The organism is Actinoplanes sp. NPDC049802 (assembly GCF_040656595.1).
Classification (GTDB): Bacteria; Actinomycetota; Actinomycetes; order Mycobacteriales; family Micromonosporaceae; genus Actinoplanes.
Window position 1 is genome coordinate 20,941 of sequence record NZ_JBFAMR010000029.1, and the last position, 17,638, is coordinate 38,578.

Sequence of the window (17,638 nt, forward strand, 5' to 3'; positions counted from 1 at the left end):
GGATCCGGCGGGCCTGTGACGGACGGACGATCAGCTGTCGCCGCCGGTCTCGCCGACCGGGGCCGCGTTGACGTCGTCGATCGCGTACTTCTTCGCCGCTTCGGCCGGCACGTGCGCCGGCACCAGGCCGCGCAGCGCCAGTTCGCGCAGCGTCGCCACGGTGACCGACTCGCCGTCCACGTGGAAGTGGCGGCGCAGGGCGTGCCGGGTGTCGCTCATGCCGAAGCCGTCGGTGCCCAGCGAGGTGTAGCCGTTCGGCACCCAGCGGGCGATCAGGTCGGGCACCGCCCGCATCCAGTCGCTGACCGCCACCGACGGGCCCTCGCTGGCCTCCAGCTTCTGCTGGATGTACGGCTTGCGCGGCGCGTCGCTCGGGTGCAGCAGGTTGTGCTCCTCGGCCTCGATGGCGTCGCGGCGCAGCTCGGTCCAGGAGGTGACCGACCAGACGTCGGCGCTCACACCCCAGTCCTGGGCGAGCAGCTCCTGCGCCTTGAGCGCCCACCGCATGCCGGTGCCGGAGGCGAGCAGCTGCGCCTTCGGGCCGTCCTTCTTCGGGCTCTCGCTGAACCGGTAGATGCCCTTCAGCAGGCCCTCGGTGTCCAGGCCCTCCGGCTCGGCGGGCTGGATGGCCGGCTCGTTGTAGATGGTGAGGTAGTAGAAGACGTTCTCCTGCTTCTCGCCGTACATCCGGTGCAGGCCGTTCTCGATGATGTGCGCGATCTCGAACGCGAACGCCGGATCGTACGCCACCACGGCCGGGTTGGTCGCCGCGATCAGCAGCGAGTGCCCGTCCTCGTGCTGCAGGCCCTCACCGTTCAGCGTGGTCCGCCCTGCGGTCGCGCCGAGCAGGAAGCCGCGGGTCATCTGGTCGGCGGCGGCCCACAGCTCGTCCGCGGTCCGCTGGAAGCCGAACATCGAGTAGAAGATGTACAGCGGGATCATCGGCTCGTCGTGCGTGGCGTACGACGTGCCGGCCGCGATGAAGCTCGCCGTCGAACCCGCCTCGTTGATGCCCTCGTGCAGGATCTGGCCGCTTGTCGACTCCTTGTAGGACAGGAACAGCTCCCGGTCCACCGAGGTGTACGTCTGACCGTGCGGCGAGTAGATCTTCTTCGTCGGGAAGAGCGAGTCCATGCCGAAGGTGCGGGCCTCGTCCGGGATGATCGGCACCCACCGGGCGCCGAACTCCTTGTCCTTCATGAGGTCCTTGAGCAGCCGGACGAACGCCATCGTGGTGGCGATCTTCTGCTTGCCGCTGCCGCTCTTGATGCCGGCGAACGTCTTCGACTCGGGGATCGCCAGCGACTTCGCCTTGGTACGCCGGGACGGCACGTACCCGCCCAGGTCGCGGCGGCGCTGCTGGAGGTACTCGTACTCGTCGGACTTCTCGCCGGGGTGGTAGTACGGCGGGAGGTACGGGTTCTCCTCGAGCTGCTTGTCGCTGATGTCCAGGTAGAGGCGGTCCCGGAAGCCCTTCAGGTCCGCCAGGGTCAGCTTCTTCATCTGGTGGGTGGCGTTACGGGCCTCGAAGTGCGAGCCCAGCGTCCAGCCCTTGATCGTCTTGGCGAGGATCACGGTCGGCTGGCCGGTGTGCTCGGTGGCCGCCTTGTACGCCGCATACAGCTTGCGGTAGTCGTGACCGCCGCGCTTGAGGTTCCAGATCTCGTCGTCGGTCATGCCCTCGACGAGCTTGCGGGTGCGCGGGTCCCGGCCGAAGAAGTGCTCCCGCACATACGCCCCGGACTCGCCCTTGTAGGTCTGGTAGTCGCCGTCGGGCGTCACGTTCATCAGGTTGACCAGCGCGCCGTCGGTGTCGGCGGCCAGCAGGCCGTCCCACTCGCGGCCCCAGACGACCTTGATCACATTCCATCCGGCGCCGCGGAAGAACGACTCCAGCTCCTGGATGACCTTGCCGTTGCCGCGGACCGGGCCGTCGAGGCGCTGCAGGTTGCAGTTGACCACGAAGGTGAGATTGTCCAGCTCCTCGCGGGCGGCCAGACCGATCGCGCCGAGCGACTCGACCTCGTCCATCTCACCGTCGCCGAGGAACGCCCACACGTGCTGCTGGCTGGTGTCCTTGATGCCGCGGTTGTGCAGGTAGCGGTTGTACCGCGCCTGGTAGATCGCGTTCATCGGGCCGAGGCCCATGCTGACCGTCGGGAACTCCCAGAAGTTCGGCATGAGTCGCGGGTGCGGGTACGACGGGAGGCCGCCACCGGGGTGCGACAGCTCCTGCCGGAAACCGTCGAGCTGGTGGGTGGTGAGCCGGCCCTCGAGGTAGGCCCGCGCATACATGCCCGGGGAGGCGTGACCCTGGAAGAAGATCTGGTCCCCGCCGCCCGGGTGGTCCTTGCCCCGGAAGAAGTGGTTCATGCCGACCTCGTAGAGGCTGGCGCTCGACGCGTACGACGAGATGTGCCCGCCGACGCCGATCTCCGGGCGCTGCGCGCGGTGCACCAGCATCGCGGCGTTCCACCGGATGTACGCCCGGATGCGCCGCTCGACGAACTCGTCGCCGGGGAACCAGGGCTCACGCTCCGGCGGGATGGTGTTGATGTAGTCGGTGGACGTCAGTGGCGGAACGCCGACCTGTCGCTCCCGGGCCTTCTCCAGAAGGCGCAACATCACATAACGGGCTCTCTTCGCGCCTCGTTCGTCGATGACTCCGTTGAGCGACTCGACCCATTCGTTGGTCTCTTCAGGGTCGATGTCGGGAAGCTGGCTCGGCAGGCCATCGCTGATCACCGGGCGCTTGCGCTCCGTGGCCACAGGCAATCCTCTTGTGTGAGTAGCGGACGTCCGGGCGACCCGGCCGCCTTTGGTCAAGGTGCCGAACCGTTCGGAATATCTCCCCATCCTGCCCCCTTATCGTGTGGCCCGTCACGCCTACCGGCCGTCTCAGCGACGCTCGACACACGTACTGTCCGGTAACTTCGGGGACCCGCCGGGGAGGTCAGCCGTTCACGAAGGAGAAACGGACCTGTCGGGCCGGGTTGTCGCCGTTCGGGTCCACCAGGCAGATCGACTGCCACGTGCCGAGCGCGATCTCGCCGTTGATCACCGGCAACGTCGCGTACGGGGCGATCCACGCCGGAAGGACATGATCCCGTCCGTGGCCCGGCGACCCGTGCCGGTGCCGCCACCTGTCCTCGGTCGGCAGTAGATCGTCGATCGCCGTCAGCAGATCGTCGTCCGAGCCGGCCCCGGTCTCGATGATCGCCACCCCGGCGGTCGCGTGCGGCACGAAGACGTGCAGCAGGCCGTCCTTCTCGGACCGCACGAACCGGGCGGCCTCGCTGGTGATGTCCACGACGACCGGCGAACGGCCGGTCCGGACCGTGATCACTTCGGTGCGCATCGGCCGAGCCTAACGAGACCGTCCCCGGGCGGTGGCGGCCGATCCGCCGGTCACCGGCCGAGCGCGGCTCACGGCGCGTCCCGGAAGAGTCCCGGCGTCCAGAGATCGAGCGCCAGGAACGCCGCCGCGGTGCAGAGCAGCCAGCAGGCGCACCGGGCCAGGGCGGCGACCGCCGCCGACAAGATCATGTCACTGAGTACACCATCGGGTGACGCCGTGTGTGCGTAGATCGAACTTTCTCGCAGTGGCACGGCTGGCCCGGGTCGGGAATGCTGAACTCCGTGACCACTCCGCAAAGCCTCGACGAGCGGTTCCGCGATGCGGTCTCGGCCCTGCGTCCACCGGAGTCCGGGCGTGCCCCCGGCGACCCGGTCCGCGACGGCGCCACCCTGACCGGCGCCCGCGCCCGGGAACTCTTCGACGCCCAGCTCACCAGCCGCCACCTCGACCTCGCCGCCCGCTGGCTGCGCAGCTTCAACGAAGGCTTCCACACCGGCGGGTCGGCCGGCCACGAGGGAAACGCCGCGGTCGCCGCGGCGCTGCGCGGCGACGATCCGGCCCTCCTGCACCATCGATCATCGGCTTTCTATTGCGTACGGGCCGCGAGCGCCGCCGGAGGTGGAACACCGGACGCGTCCCGCCGGCTGGAGGAAGCCGCCCGGGACATCCTGCGCGGCGTCGTCGCCTCCGTCCGCGACCCGATCACCGGCGGCCGCGACAAGATCTTCGGCAACCCGGCGCTGCACCTCATCCCGGCGCTCTCCGCCGGCGGCGGCCACCTGCCCCGGGCCGCCGGCCTCGCACACGCCCTCACCCGCCCCGGCGCCACCACGCCGTGGCCGGAGGACGCCATCGTGGTGGCCTCCTTCGGCGACGGCGCGACCGCCCGCCCCGGAGCGGCCGCCGCCCTCGACACCGCCGGCCGCCTCGGGCACGCCGGCCGTCCGGCGCCCCTGCTGCTGATCTGCGAGGACGACGCGCCCGGCGGGGCCGGCCCGGACAGCTGGGTGGCCGCAGCGCTGCGCGGCCGGCCAGGACTGCGGTACAGCGCCGCCGACGGATGCGACCTGGCCGCCGCCTACGACGCGGCGGCCGAAGCGGCCGAGTACGTCCGCCGCGAGCGCCGCCCCGCCGTGCTGCACCTGGCCACCCTGCACCTGCTCGGGCTGCCCGGCGACCCCGACCCGGGCGACACCCTGGACCGCGACCCGCTGATCGGCACCGCCCGGCTGCTCGTCCGCTCCGGCCTGCTCGGCCCGGACGAGGTCATCACCCGGTACGACGAGGTCGGCTGGCAGGTCCGCAAAGCCGCCGAGGAGGTCCTGGGCGAGCCGAAACTCGCCTCCATGGCAGAGATCGCCGCCTCCCTCGCGCCACGCCGCCCGCTGCGGGCCGCACACGCCGTCGCCGAGGCCGCCGGGCACGCCCTCGGCGCCGGAGCGCCGTCCCGGCTACAGGCCTTCGACGGGCGCCTGCCCGAGGACGCCGGCCCGATGACCCTGGCACAGGCCATCGGCGCCACCCTCGCCGACGCGCTGCACTCCCGCCCCGGCACCCTCGTCCTCGGCCCCGGCGTGACCCGCGGCGGCCGGCACGGCGTCACCACCGGGCTGCACGAGCACGCCGCCGACCGCGTCTTCGACAGCCCGCCGGACACCACCACCATCCTCGGGCTGGCCCTCGGCGCCGGACTGGCCGGACAACTGCCGGTGCCCGAGATCGACTGCCTGGCCGCCCTGCACAGCGGCATGGAGCAACTGCGGGCCGAGGCGGCCACCATGGCGTACCTGTCGGCCGGCGCCTACCGCAACCCGCTGGTGCTGCGCGTGCCCGGGCTCGCCCAGCCGTACGGGATCGGGGGTCACCTGGCCAACGACAACGCGCTCGCCGCGCTCCGGGAGATCCCCGGCCTCGTGGTCGCGGCCCCCGCCCGCGCCGCCGACGCCGCGCCCATGCTGCGCTCCTGCCTCGCCGCCGCCGAGGTAGACGGCAGCGTCTGCGTCTTCCTCGAGCCGGTCGCCCTCTACCAGACGAGGGACCTCTATCAACAAGGCGACAACGAGTGGCTGGCGCCCTACCCGGCCCCCGGCCGCTGGACCGACGAGCACGTGCCGATCGGCCGCGCGCGGATCTACGGGCTGGGCACCGCGCAAGACCTGACCATCGTGACGTACGGCAACGGCGTCCGGATGTCGCTGCGTGTCGCCGCGCAGCTCGCCGCCGACGGATACGGTTCCCGGGTGGTCGACCTGAGATGGCTGAACCCGCTGCCCACGGCCGATCTGCTGCGCGAGGCCGGCGCCACCGGGCGGGTGCTCATCGTCGACGAGACACGCCGCTCCGGAGGGGTCGGCGAGGGGGTGCTGGCGGCCCTGGTCGACGGGGCGTTCGTCGGCGCCGCCCGGCGGGTGGCGGCCGCGGACACACCCGTTCCGCTGGGTCCGGCCGCCCAGCAGGTCCTCGTGGGAGAGGATGCCATCACACAGGGTGCCCACACCCTGCTGGCACGGTAAATTGCCACACACTCGGTGCGCCACTTGCGCACCGGCCCCGGAATGTGTGGACTACCCCCAGGTTCCGGAACATTTTTGACGGCTAGGAGGATTTGGACAGTGAGCGCGACCGCGGGTCAGGCCGACGGCGTACGCAGCCTGGCGGACCGGTTCGGCTTCGAGCCGAACATGGTGGTCATGGAGATGGGTTACGACGACGATGTCGACGAGGATCTCCGTGACGCCCTGACCGAACGCGTCGGAGAGCTGGTCGACGAGGACACCGACGAGGTGGTGGACGCGGTGCTGTTGTGGTACCGCGACGGCGACGACGACCTATTCGAAATCTTGACCGACGCACTCGGCCCCCTCGCCGACAACGGCGTGGTGTGGCTGTTGACCCCGAAAGCCGGCCGCGACGGACACGTCGAACCGAGCGAGATCAGTGAGGCGGCCCCCACCGCCGGCCTCCAGCAGACCTCGACGGTGAACGCCGGCAAGGACTGGACCGGTGCACGCCTGGTCTCCCCCCGGGGCGCCAAGAAGAAGTAGCTCACTGCGATCCCTCTCCAGGTCGGCGCCCGACGGGCGCCGACCTGGAGGCATAGGCTTGGTCTAGGCTGGGCGGATGCCGATCGAGGTGGGCGCGCCGGCCCCGGACTTCGTCCTCAAGGACCAGAACAACCAGGAGGTACGCCTCAGCGACTTCCACGGTCGCAAAGCGGTCCTGCTGGTGTTCTACCCGCTGGCGTTCAGCCGCCGCTGCCACGGCGAGCTCACCGAGATCCAGGAGAACCTCCCGGCCTACACCGGAGACCACATCCAGGTGCTCACGGTGAGCGTCGACTCGATCTACAGCCACAAGGTGTGGGCCGAGCAGGAAGGCTTCGACTTCCCGCTGCTCGCCGACTTCTGGCCGCACGGCGAGGTGGCCCGCGCCTACGGCGTCCTCGACGACGAGCGCGGCTTCGCCAACCGAGGCACCTTCCTGATCAACCGGGACGGAAAGATCGCCTTCGCCCAGATGAACGGCCCCGGCGAAGCCCGCGACCAGGCCACCTGGCGCGCCGCCCTCGCCACCCTGAGCCGCTGATCCCCGGCAGGGTACGATGGCGCTTCCGGCCGAAGCCGAGCCGGGCGCGTAGCTCAGTGGGAGAGCACTCGCCTTACAAGCGAGGGGTCGCAGGTTCGAAACCTGCCGCGCCCACAAGAACTCAGCACGATGTACATCGACGTCACCTTCCTCGTGGCTCGCCGAGAGCCCACGTCTGTGTGGAGCAGAGCGAGCCGCCGATTGTCTCGAACTCCTGGCTGCTGCGTGCTGTGGTGGACGCGCGGGCTTTAATGGTCAGGATCATGGCCTTTAACCGGTGTTATGCTCAAGATGTCGAGCATAAAGCAGGTGATGATGGTGCCCCGTCCAGTGTCTTCGCGGGTTCAAGCCGCTGCTGTCAGCATCGGGGAGCAGCTTGTGGTGTGGCGCAAACTGCACGGGCTTACCGCGGCCCAGGTGGCTGAGCGTGCGGGCATCTCGCGGGGCACGTTGCGGCGGGTCGAAGTGGGCGACGCGGGGGTGAGCCTGCAGGCGTTCCTCAGTGTGGCTCGGGCGCTGGGAGTGCTGGAATCGGTGGTGACGGCACTCGATCCGTATGAGACAGACCTCGGGCGGGCTCGCGCCGACGAGATTCTCCCGCGAAGGGTGCGTCATTGAGCCGTGTTCGCACCTATGTCGAGATCGCTGGGGTGTCTCGTGAAGCCGGCGATGCGTTCTTCAACCTTCGCCGGGGCCGGCTCACGGCGACCTTCTCGTATGACCGCGGCTACCTGGGTCTTCGTGGTGCGTACGCGATCGATCCGGCTCTCGGTCTCTCGGCTGGTTCGTGGCCGTTGCCGAACGGGTTTCCCGGGGCGTTCAGCGACGCCGCGCCCGATCGGTGGGGACGGAATCTCATCGCCAAGCGCCTTCGTGCGCAGGCGGCGGCCGAGCGTAGGCCGATGCCGACGCTCGATGACCGGGACTTTCTGCTCGGGGTGAGTGACGAGACCAGGCAAGGCGCGCTGCGGTTCAAGACCGAGACCGCCGACGAGTTTCAGCATCCGGCTCCGGAGGTTCCGAAGCTGATCGCCTTGCCCGCGTTGATGCATGCGGCTGCCGCGGTCGCACGTGACGAACCGGGCAACCTGGAGGCGATCAAGACTCTGTTGGATGCGGGTACGGGTTCGCTCGGTGGGGCACGACCCAAGGCGTCGGTCCGCGACGACGATCGCCTTCTGATCGCCAAGTTCGCGCATCATGCGGACGACTGGAACGTGATCGCCTGGGAGAAGTCGGCTCTCGACCTCGCGGCGGAGGCAGGCATCGTGGTTCCCGGCCGGAAGCTGGTCGGCGTCGAGGGAAGCCCGGTGCTGCTGCTTGACCGATTCGACAGGGAGGGCGGGCGGCGGGTCGGGTACGTGAGCGCGATGACTCTGCTGGAAGCACGTGACGGCCAGCCCCGGGATTATCTCGAAGTGGCCGAGGTGATTCCGGACCATGGCTCGATGACCGTTGCCGATCTACGCCAACTGTGGCGGCGGATCGCCTTTTCCATCGCCTTGCACAACACCGACGACCACCTTCAAAATCATGGATTTCTGCGCCGCGGGCCGGGCTGGGCCTTGGCGCCCGCCTTCGATGTGAATCCCAATCCGGACCTTGCGGCGCAGCGGGTCACCAGCATCGGGGGCGCTTCTGATCCGGTTGGTGAGGTCGAAGCGCTTCTGGTCTACTCCGAAAGCTTCGCTCTGACGGATGCTCAGGCGCGTGCCGTGTTGCGTGAGGTGGCCGACGCGGCCGGAAACTGGGCCACGGTTGCCCGGCGTAACGGTGTCGCGGAGGCGGAGATCGCCAGGTTCGACCCGACTATCACGCGGACGATCGAAGTTGTCAGGGCGGCGGCTGCCGGGGGTTAGCCTGCCTCAGGTGGTCGGGAGGCGGGTCATCCAGGTGGCGGCGTGGGTGCCGAAGGGTTCGTCTGCTCTGGTCAGTGCGTCGTGCAGGTGGGCCGCGGCGGCGGTTGCCCGCGTCACCACCTCCGGTGGGTAGCCGAATTCGCGGCGGTGGTGTTCGAACTCGTCTTCGTCCTCGGTCAGGACCTGGCCGCCGCGGCGGAAGCGCATCACGTCGATGTCCAGGTCGATCACCGTGATGCGGCCGGGGGAGCGGACGGCGGGGGTCGTCACGTCGCAGTAGATCTCCTGGTCCGAGGGCTCGGCCAGGAACATCGCCATCCACCAGGCGCCGTGCGGGATCAGACGGACGGCGTCGTGGCGGGTGTGCTCGACGGGGCTGGCGCCGTAGCTGAAGTGGACTGTGCTGCCTTTCGGGGTGCCGACCCAGGTGCCGTGTTCGTCGTCGCCGAGCAGCAGGCCGGTGACGCTGCGGTGCGGGCGGCCGTCGTACTTGCGCAGCACCAGCTCGACCCTGTCCACGGGGGCGAGACTAGCCGCAACCGGCACGCAACGGGGTGGTCGCTCAACCGGGGGCGGGGTGGACCGATCTCTGATGGCGTCCGCCGGGGAGAACCCGCGGTGGGCGGGTCCGGGCCGGTGTCCCCTCGGCGGCCGGGGCCCGCCCGGACGAATGAGGGACCGCACGGCGCGGCGCGACACCACGGAGGCCGGACGTGAACACGGATCTGCACGTGGGAGCCGACGCCGAGAAGGTGGTCGTCTCCCCGTACCCCTTGAGGACTCGCAGTGGGCGCGCCGGGCGTGAGCGGACCGGGAGCCTGACCCGTTTCGTGCCCCGGCCGCCGAGCGGCCGTGGCCGGGAGGCCCGGGTGACCTCGACCGCCCGCCTCGCCCTGGTCCTGTTGCTGGCCTCGGCCGTGCTGAGCCTGAGCGGGCTCTGGTGGCCGGCGGCGGCGGTGAGCGTCACGCTGGTCGCCGCGTTCTGGCGGTGGCAGGCCCGTGCCGCTCAGCCGGGGGTGTTCGCGACGCCGCGTGACGGCGAGTCCCGGGTGTTGTGGGCGGCGCCGGAGCGTGCCGCTTTCCAGGGGGCGCTGGAGACCTCGCGGCGGGTCCGGCGGACCTGGCCGTCGCTCGGCGAAATGATCGACCCGGTGGCCGCCGACCGGTCGCTGACCCGGGCGCTCGGTGAGCTGGGCGAGGTGCTCGCCCGGCGGCAGGAGCTGCGGCGGCTGCGCGAGGAGCTGGTGGCGGTACGCGACGCCGACATCCCCGCGGACAGTCCCGCCCGCCGGGCCGCCGACGTGCAGCGGCGGCGGACCGAACAGGCGTGGCGGGAGGCCGGCGACGCGGCGAACCGGATCCTGCGCGGCGTGGACGCGGCGGCGAGGGCGGGCGAGGGTTTCATCCGGGAGCGGCAGGTGGCCGCGACGGCCCGGCACGCCGAACGGACTCTGGCCCGGGTGGCCGGTGTCCCGGCTCCGGCCGAGAGCGGCCCGGACCTGGCCGACCGCACCGAGGCCGTGATCGCGGCCTACCGGGATCTCGCCACCTGAATTCACTCACGGGAGTCACCCCTTCGGGGGCATGCGCGACGGCCCGCGGCGGGTTAGGGTTGTCGAGTGACAGGTGGACTCATGCCAAGGCTCAGGCGGCCCGGCGGGACAACTGCCGGGGGATCGCCGGTGTTCCCAGTCTGTGGGCTGGGCGCAGTGCGGCGACCAGGGCCTCCTGTACCTGGGCGGAGTCCGGCAGGTGCCACTGCGACCGCCCCGGGGGGACCTCCCAGCGGACCGGGCCGTCGGCCGTCCGGCTGGGTGGCGCCGGGATCCACGAGCCGGCACCGTGCCGGACCACGTCGAGGCGCCGTTCCAGTTCGGGCCGGAGCGGGGTGCCGGGGCGGACCAGGAGCATCCAGCTTCCGGCCGGAGTCACGGCGACCGGCCCGGTGTCCGGGCCGGTCCGGCCCAGCGACGCGGGCACCTCCAGCACGTCGAAGGCCGTTCCCGTCGCGAGGAGGACGGTGTAGGGGTGCCGCCGCCACCAGTCGGCGATCCGTTCCGGGTCGTCGGTGGCCGAGGTGACCCAGGAGTCGAGCGCCGGGTGGCACCCGGTGATGGGACAGCCGGGCTGTCCGCAGTCGAACCGGTTCCCGGTCAGGTATGAGCCGGGAGTCACCGGCCAGCCGTGCGCCGCGTAACGCAGAGCGGCACGGCGCAGGAGTGGCCGGTCGAGGATTGACGGTGGGACGAACGGTTGACGGCTGGTCCACTGCATGGCTCGATACCCCCGGGATCGGGCTGGAGGGCCGTATCCCGTTACGACGAATGTCGTTGGGCTCGGCAGATCCACCCTTTGCAACTTGCAAGAAAAACTACGAGCATCGGTGAGCAGGCGATCACACACGCTGTGCGATCTGCGCGCACGTGAGCGGTCCACACTGCGAGTGACACCGGATGGCTCACCGGCGGAGGGGCCGCCGGTCGAGTGGGGAGGCACCGTGGACGAGCTGCCGATCGGCCGCCGCGTCGCCTACTGGCGGGGCCGACGCAAAATGTCCCAGCAGGTCTTCGCGGACCGGCTGGGTAAATCGAAGAGCTGGGTCGACAAGGTGGAGCGGGGGGTCCGCCGGCTCGACAAGTTCTCAGTCGTGTACGACATCGCTGACGTGCTTCAGGTCGATGTCCAGCTGCTGCTGGGCAAAGAGGTGGAGCGCAAGCCCGAGACCCAGAACTGCATAGACCAGGTCGAGGTCGAGGAGATCCGTGCCGCTCTCGAGCGGTACGACCAGATGAGCGCGTTCTTCCAGGCGGTGCCGCACTCGCCGCCGCTCGCGGAGATGCGCAAGGCCGTCAGCCACGCCTGGCTGACCTATCAGCACGCCAAGTACGGGGTCCTGGCGCGCGCCCTGCCCAAGCTGCTCCGCGACGCCCAGGCGGCGGACAGCGCCCACGCCAACAGCGACGAGGCGTCGCATGCCGCGCACCTGCTCGGCCAGGTGTACCAGATCGCCTCGTCGGCGCTGCGCAAGGTCGGCGAGCACGAGCTGTCCTGGCTCGCCGCGGACCGTTCGATCGCCGTCTCCCAGCGGGCCGGTGACCAGTTGCTGGCCGGGCTGGCCAGTTACCGGGTGGGCAGCGCCCTGCTCGCGCTCGGCCGGGTCCGGCCGTCGCTCGAGGTCAACGTCAACATCGCCAACCGCCTGGCGCCCGGCCCGGAGCGGCCCCGCCAGGAGCAGCTCTCGGTCTACGGGATGCTGCTGCTCAACGGGGCCATGGCGGCCGCCCGGATCGGCGACAGCGCGACCGTGCGCGACCTGCTCTGCGGGGCCGACCAGGCCGCGCTGGAGCTGGGCGGCGACTTCAACCACTACTGGACCAGCTTCGGGCCGACCAACGTGCAGCTGCACCGCTGCGCGACCGCGGTCGAGCTCGGCGACGGGAAACAGGCGGTGGAGACACATCTGAGCATGGACCAGAGCGGGTTCCACGCTCTGCTTCCGGAGCGGCGGGCCCACCACTACCTCGACATCGCGCGCGGCTACACGCAGATCGGCGACGTCGAGAGGGCCGGCGAGATGCTGCTCGAGGGCGACCGGCTCGCCCCGTCGGAGATCCGCTGCCGGCCGCTCGCCCACGAGGTCCTTTCCGATGTGCTCCGGCGTACCCGGGGCACGCCGCCGGCTCCTATCGCGGAGCTGGCTGAACAGATGGGAGTCGGTGTATGAGGGGAGCCTTCAGTCCGCTCATGGGCGGCGGGCGGGGGGACTGCACGTGATGGCGGGTAACCCCTCACCCGGTGTGCTGTATGTGCTGGTGTGCGGCTCACCGATGGCCCGCGACGTCGGGATCCTCGTCACTCTCGCCCAGAACGAGGGCTGGGACGTGTGCGTGATCACCACTCCGGACGGCCGCAAGTTCGTCGACGTGGCGGCTCTTCAGGCGCAGACGGGGCATCCGGTGCGTTCCGCGTACAAGAGTCCCGGCGACCCGGACGCGCTGCCGCAGGCGGACGCGATGATCGTGGCGCCCGCCACGGTCAACACGGTCAACAAGTGGGCTGCCGGGATCACCGACACCCTGGTGCTCGGCCTTCTCGTCGAGGCGTACGGCTACGGCGTCCCGATCGCCGTCGTGCCGTACACCAACAAGGTCATGGCCCTGCATCCGGCGCTGCACGAGAGCCTCGCGAAACTCCGCGACTGGGGGGTGCACGTCCTGTACGGCGAGGACGTGTGCCGCCTCGGCGGTCCCGGTCAGACCGATCGGTTCCGGGGGCAGTTCCCGTGGCGGCGAGCGCTGCAGGCGGTAAGCAACCCGGTCGCCGCCCGAGTCGAGCCGGGGGCGGTCACCTAGCGGTATAGGCTCAGCCCTCGTGACCGACTCAACCGTCCGGACCGTGGTGGACGCCCTCGACACGCGATACCCGCGGAACTGGGCGGAGTCCTGGGACCGGGTCGGCTTGGTGCTCGGCGAGTTCGACCACCCCGTCAGTCGTGTCCTGTGCGTCGTCGACTGTGTGCCGGAGACCGTGGAGCAGGCAGTCGACCTGGGTGCCGACCTGATCGTCGCGCATCATCCGCTGTTCTTGAAGCCGGTTTCGTCGATCGCGCCGGACACGTACAAGGGCCGGATAGTGCACCGGTTGATCCGGGCCGGTGTGGCGCTCTACACCGCGCACACCAACGCCGACGTGGCCAATCCCGGCGTCTCCGACGCGCTCGCCGCCCGTCTCGGTCTGACCGGCCTGCGCCCGCTGGCGCCCGCCGAGGGAGCGGCCGCCGGTGACGGTCGTGGTCTGGGCCGGATCGGTGTGCTGCCCGAGCCGCTCACGTTGGAGAAGCTGACCCGGCTCGCCGCTGAGCGGCTGCCCGCCACCTCGGCCGGGGTGCGTTCCGCCGGTGACCCGCAGCGGATCGTGCGGACGGTCGCGGTCTGTGGCGGCGCGGGCGATTCCTTCCTGCCCGACGCGACCCGGGCCGGCGTCGACGCGTACCTTTGCGCGGACCTGCGGCATCATCCGGTGAGCGAGCATCTCGCCGCCGGGGGCCCGGCGCTGCTCGACGTCGCACACTGGGCGAGCGAGCGTCCCTGGCTCGACGACGTGGCGGCCTGGCTGCGCGAGTCGTTCCCCGTCGACGTGGTGGTGTCAGATCTGGACACCGACCCCTGGACCGTTCATGCGAATCGCGACGATTTGGAGATCCGCCCGTGAAGGCCGCCCCGGAAGCCCAGCGCCGTCTGCTCGATCTGCAGGCGATCGACACCACCCTGGCCCAGCTCGCTCACCGGCGTAAGTCGCTGCCGGAGCTGGCCGAGATCGACGCGGTGGCGCGCGAGATCTCCGCGCTGGAGGACGAGCGGGTTCGTGCCCAGGTGGTTGTCGACGACCTGGACCGGGACATCGCCCGGCTGGAGAGGGACATCGACCAGGTCCGGCAGCGTAAGGACAAGGACCGGAAGCGGCTGGACGCGGGCGGTTCGCTGCGCGAGGTCGAGGGTCTTCAGCACGAGCTGACCACGCTGAACCGGCGGCAGTCCGAGCTGGAGGACGCCGAGCTGGAGCTGATGGAGCAGCGGGAGACCGCGGAGGCGGCGCTGACCGAGGTGCAGGGCCGGCTGTCGGCCGCGGTCGGCCGGCGTGCCGACGCCGAGCGCCGTCGCGACGAGGCGAACGCGGAGATCGCCAAGGAGCTGGAGTTCAAGAACCAGTCCCGGGTTCCGCTCGCCGCCGACCTGCCGTCCGACCTGGTCACCCTGTACGACAAGATCCGTACCGAGACCGGGATGGGCGCTGCCCTGGTGTATGCCGGGCGGTGTGGCGCCTGCCGGATCGAGCTGTACGGCGCCGACCTGAACCGGGTGAAGTCGGCGCCGAAGGATGACGTGGTCCGCTGTGAGGAGTGCCGCCGGATCATGGTGCGTACCTCGGAGTCCGGCCTGTGACCGGTCTGCGGGTGATCATCGAGGCGGACGGCGGGTCGCGCGGCAATCCGGGCCCGGCCGGTTACGGCGCGGTGGTCCGGGACGCCGTCTCCGGTGAGCTCCTGGCCGAGCGTTATGCCTCGCTCGGTGTCGCCACCAACAACGTGGCGGAGTACTCGGGCTTGATCGCGGGTCTCGCGGCGGCCGCCGAGCTGGGCGCCGAGCGGGTCGCCGTCAGGATGGACTCCAAGCTGGTCATCGAGCAGATGTCCGGCCGCTGGCAGATCAAGAACGCGGGTCTGCGCCCGCTCGCCGCGGAGGCCGCCGCGCTGGTCGGCAGGTTCGCCGGGGTGACCTACGAGTGGATTCCGCGGGAACGCAACAAGGCGGCCGACGAGCTGGCCAACCGGGCGATGGACGAGGCGTCCGGTGCGGCCCCGGCGAAGGCCGCTCCCACGAAGGCGGAGGCGCCGAAGTCGTGGGCGCCGCCGGCCACTCTGGAGAACGCGACCCGGATCATCCTGGTCCGGCACGGCGCGACTCCGCTGACCGCGCAGGGCCGTTATTCGGGGCGCGGTGACGTGCCGCTCACCGACGAGGGCGAGGCGCAGGCGATGGCCGCGGCCGGGCGGGTGGCGGGCATTTCCCGCGACGTCGCGGCGGTGCTTTCCTCACCCCTTTCCCGGTGTACGCGTACCGCCGAGCTGATCGCGGCCGAGGCCGGTGGCGTGCCGGTGACCGTGGTGGACGATCTGATCGAGTGCGACTTCGGCCTGTGGGAGGCGAAGACCTTCGCGGAGGTGCAGGAACGGTGGCCGGACGAGATGGCCGCCTGGCTGGCGTCGACCAGTGTGGCGCCGCCGGGCGGGGAGTCGTTCCAGGCGGTCGCGAAACGGGTGCGGGGTGCGATGGCGGCGGTGCTCAGCGCGTACCCGGGAAAGGTTGTGGTCGTCGTCTCGCATGTGTCGCCGATCAAGTTGATCCTGCGGGACGCGCTGGCGGCGGGCGATGCCTTCCTGCACCGGTTGTTCCTGGACGCGGCCGGTGTGTCGACGATGGATGTGTGGCCGGACGGGAACATCGCGGTGCGTTCGGTGAACGAGACGGCGCATCTTCGCTGAGTAGATATTGACCCTCGCAGGGCGGGACGTTTAGCTTCCTCAATTAGGAAACTTTCTTCAACGTTTCGCCCCTGGAGGGCTCATGCGTGGTTTCACCCGCCGCCTCCTCGCCGGGGTGGCTGTCGCCTCGACCGTCGTGGCCGGCGCACCCGCTCCCGCACAGGCACATTCCGACGATTCATATGCCAAGGTCGCGTACTTCACGCAATGGGGTATCTACGGCCGAAACTTCCAGCTCGCCGACGTGCAGAATTCCGGTGCGGCCGCCCGGCTGACCCACCTCAACTACGCTTTCGGCCCGGTCACCGCGGACGGCGTGTGCGCCTCCGCCGACCCGTGGGCCGACTGGCAGACGCCGTTCTCCGCGGAGAACAGCGTGGACGGCGTCGCCGACGTGGCCGGCCAGCCCTACGCCGGCAACCTCAACCAGATCGCCGAGCTCAAGGCGAGGAACCCGAAGCTCAAGGCGCTCATCTCGCTCGGCGGCTGGTCCGGGTCCAAGTACTTCTCGGACGCGGCCCTCACCGACGCCTCCCGCAAGAAGCTGGTCAGCTCCTGCCTCGACCTGTGGATCAAAGGCAACCTGACCGGGCTGCCCGAGGGTGTGGCCGCCGGTGTCTTCGACGGCATCGACCTGGACTGGGAGTGGCCCGGCTCGTCCGGTGAGGTCGGCAACGTCATCCGGCCCGAGGACAAGCAGAACTTCACGCTGCTCGCTGCGGAGTTCCGGGCCCAGCTCGACCGGCTCGCCCGGGCCGACCGGAAGAAGTACCTGCTCACCGCGTTCGTCCCGGCGGCGCCCGCGAAGATCACGGCCGGCTTCGAAGTCAGCAAGATCTTCCGGTACCTGGACTTCGCCACCGTGCAGGGCTACGACTTCCACGGCACCTGGGAGCCGGTCACCAACCAGCAGTCGGCGCTGCGTGTGCCCGCCGGGGCGCCGGACGACCCGGACTTCTCGGTGGAGAACACGATCAACGCGTGGATCGCCGGCGGTGCCCCGAAGCGCAAGCTGGTGCTCGGCGTGCCCTACTACTCGCAGGGCTGGACCGGGGTCACCGGCACCGGCAACGGCCTCTTCCAGCCGGCCGCCGGCCCGGCGCCGGGCGTCTTCGCCAACGGCACCGAGGACTGGAAGACGCTCAAGAAGCTGCCCGCGCAAGGCTTCACCGTGCACCGGGACCTGCGCAACGGTCACGCCTGGCTCTTCGACGGCAACACCTTCTGGACGTACGACGACCCGGCCGTGATGCTGCAGAAGACGCTCTACATCCGGGCCAGGGGCCTGGGTGGCGCGATGATGTGGTCCCTCGACGGCGACGACGAGAACGCCTCGCTCACCAAGGCCATCTCCGCCGGCCTGCGCTGAAACGTCGCGAGGCGGTGTGCCCTTTCGGCGCACCGCCTCGCCCGTTCGGCGCATAGGGGATCGCCCGATTCTCCGATGTCTCGTTAGCGTGACGTAACGCACATGCGACGGAAGTGACTGAGGAGACCCATGGCTGAGCCGGAACGTCCCCGAACCGATAGAAGTCCCTGGAACTGGCTGCTCCTGGTGCCGATCGTGGTACCGCTGCTGACCTTCCTCTACAACCACGACGAGCCGCGGATCGCCGGATTCCCGCTCTTCTACTGGCTGCAGCTCGCCTTCATCCTGCTCGGCGTCGGCACCACGACCGTCGTCTACCAGATGACCAAGAGGCGGCGGTCATGAGCGAACGAAGTGAGCGAATCATCAGGCTCAGTGCTGAAACTCATGACGGCCCGGAGCGCAGCGGAGGGCCGGCATGAGCG

Annotated in this window: 17 protein-coding genes and 1 tRNA gene; 14 read left to right on the forward strand and 4 right to left on the reverse strand. The window is 70.2% G+C overall.

Going from position 1 to position 17,638, the window contains the following annotated elements:
* Window positions 1-30: 30 nt before the first annotated feature.
* A complete protein-coding gene (gene aceE, locus AB0I88_RS21000; protein ID WP_361026794.1) occupies window positions 31-2,769 on the reverse strand; it encodes a pyruvate dehydrogenase (acetyl-transferring), homodimeric type in 2,739 nt (912 codons plus the stop codon).
* 184 nt (window positions 2,770-2,953) lie between these two features.
* Window positions 2,954-3,358, reverse strand: a complete 405-nt coding sequence (locus AB0I88_RS21005) for a YjbQ family protein (protein WP_361026797.1) — start codon at window positions 3,356-3,358, stop codon at window positions 2,954-2,956.
* A gap of 269 nt (window positions 3,359-3,627) precedes the next feature.
* On the opposite strand from AB0I88_RS21005, the gene AB0I88_RS21010 reads away from it, so the two are divergent.
* The 6 genes from AB0I88_RS21010 (at window position 3,628) to AB0I88_RS21035 (ending at window position 8,802) form a co-directional block, all read left to right on the forward strand.
* Window positions 3,628-5,871 (forward strand): transketolase C-terminal domain-containing protein, encoded by a 2,244-nt coding sequence (locus AB0I88_RS21010; RefSeq protein WP_361026800.1) that lies wholly within the window; start codon window positions 3,628-3,630, stop codon window positions 5,869-5,871.
* A gap of 99 nt (window positions 5,872-5,970) precedes the next feature.
* A complete protein-coding gene (locus tag AB0I88_RS21015) occupies window positions 5,971-6,402 on the forward strand; it encodes a DUF3052 domain-containing protein (protein ID WP_196417509.1) in 432 nt (143 codons plus the stop codon).
* A gap of 76 nt (window positions 6,403-6,478) precedes the next feature.
* Window positions 6,479-6,943 carry a peroxiredoxin gene (locus tag AB0I88_RS21020; protein ID WP_361026804.1) on the forward strand — a complete coding sequence of 155 codons (465 nt, stop codon included), beginning with the start codon at window positions 6,479-6,481 and terminating at the stop codon, window positions 6,941-6,943.
* Between the two features lie 42 nt (window positions 6,944-6,985).
* Window positions 6,986-7,057 (forward strand) — tRNA-Val (locus AB0I88_RS21025).
* A 168-nt stretch (window positions 7,058-7,225) separates the two neighbouring features.
* Complete coding sequence (locus AB0I88_RS21030) at window positions 7,226-7,561, forward strand: helix-turn-helix transcriptional regulator (RefSeq protein WP_361026807.1); 336 nt, start codon at window positions 7,226-7,228, stop codon at window positions 7,559-7,561.
* A complete protein-coding gene (locus AB0I88_RS21035) occupies window positions 7,558-8,802 on the forward strand; it encodes a type II toxin-antitoxin system HipA family toxin (RefSeq protein ID WP_361026810.1) in 1,245 nt (414 codons plus the stop codon). The genes AB0I88_RS21030 and AB0I88_RS21035 overlap by 4 nt, the downstream gene beginning before the upstream one ends.
* A 6-nt stretch (window positions 8,803-8,808) precedes the next feature.
* Here AB0I88_RS21035 and AB0I88_RS21040 read toward each other — a convergent pair whose 3' ends face one another.
* Window positions 8,809-9,321, reverse strand: coding sequence for a DUF402 domain-containing protein (locus AB0I88_RS21040; protein WP_361026813.1), 513 nt, complete (start codon window positions 9,319-9,321; stop codon window positions 8,809-8,811).
* A gap of 194 nt (window positions 9,322-9,515) precedes the next feature.
* Between AB0I88_RS21040 and AB0I88_RS21045 the strand changes: the two genes are divergently transcribed.
* Window positions 9,516-10,355: a hypothetical protein gene (locus tag AB0I88_RS21045; protein ID WP_361026815.1), complete on the forward strand. Its 840-nt coding sequence runs from the start codon at window positions 9,516-9,518 to the stop codon at window positions 10,353-10,355.
* Window positions 10,356-10,446: 91 nt separating this feature from the next.
* On the opposite strand, the gene AB0I88_RS21050 is transcribed toward AB0I88_RS21045, so the two are convergent.
* Window positions 10,447-11,076, reverse strand: a complete 630-nt coding sequence (locus AB0I88_RS21050) for a bifunctional DNA primase/polymerase (protein ID WP_361026818.1) — start codon at window positions 11,074-11,076, stop codon at window positions 10,447-10,449.
* Window positions 11,077-11,299: 223 nt separating this feature from the next.
* On the opposite strand from AB0I88_RS21050, the gene AB0I88_RS21055 reads away from it, so the two are divergent.
* From AB0I88_RS21055 to AB0I88_RS21085, 7 genes are all read left to right on the forward strand, one after another.
* On the forward strand, window positions 11,300-12,526 hold the full coding sequence (locus AB0I88_RS21055) for a helix-turn-helix domain-containing protein (RefSeq protein ID WP_361026821.1): 1,227 nt from the start codon (window positions 11,300-11,302) through the stop codon (window positions 12,524-12,526).
* A gap of 49 nt (window positions 12,527-12,575) precedes the next feature.
* Entirely contained in the window at window positions 12,576-13,154 is a 579-nt protein-coding gene (locus AB0I88_RS21060; RefSeq protein ID WP_361026824.1) for a flavoprotein, read from the forward strand.
* A 19-nt stretch (window positions 13,155-13,173) separates the two neighbouring features.
* A complete protein-coding gene (locus AB0I88_RS21065) occupies window positions 13,174-14,013 on the forward strand; it encodes a Nif3-like dinuclear metal center hexameric protein (protein ID WP_361026827.1) in 840 nt (279 codons plus the stop codon).
* The gene (locus AB0I88_RS21070) at window positions 14,010-14,744 is read left to right on the forward strand and encodes a C4-type zinc ribbon domain-containing protein (protein WP_361026830.1); all 735 of its coding nucleotides are present in this window, start codon (window positions 14,010-14,012) and stop codon (window positions 14,742-14,744) included. Before AB0I88_RS21065 ends, AB0I88_RS21070 begins: the two co-directional genes overlap by 4 nt.
* 5 nt (window positions 14,745-14,749) lie before the next feature.
* The gene (locus tag AB0I88_RS21075) at window positions 14,750-15,844 is read left to right on the forward strand and encodes a bifunctional RNase H/acid phosphatase (RefSeq protein WP_361027010.1); all 1,095 of its coding nucleotides are present in this window, start codon (window positions 14,750-14,752) and stop codon (window positions 15,842-15,844) included.
* Window positions 15,845-15,926: 82 nt separating this feature from the next.
* Window positions 15,927-17,213 (forward strand): glycoside hydrolase family 18 protein, encoded by a 1,287-nt coding sequence (locus AB0I88_RS21080; RefSeq protein ID WP_361026833.1) that lies wholly within the window; start codon window positions 15,927-15,929, stop codon window positions 17,211-17,213.
* A 129-nt stretch (window positions 17,214-17,342) separates the two neighbouring features.
* Complete coding sequence (locus AB0I88_RS21085; RefSeq protein ID WP_361026836.1) at window positions 17,343-17,558, forward strand: DUF3311 domain-containing protein; 216 nt, start codon at window positions 17,343-17,345, stop codon at window positions 17,556-17,558.
* Window positions 17,559-17,638 lie beyond the last annotated feature (80 nt).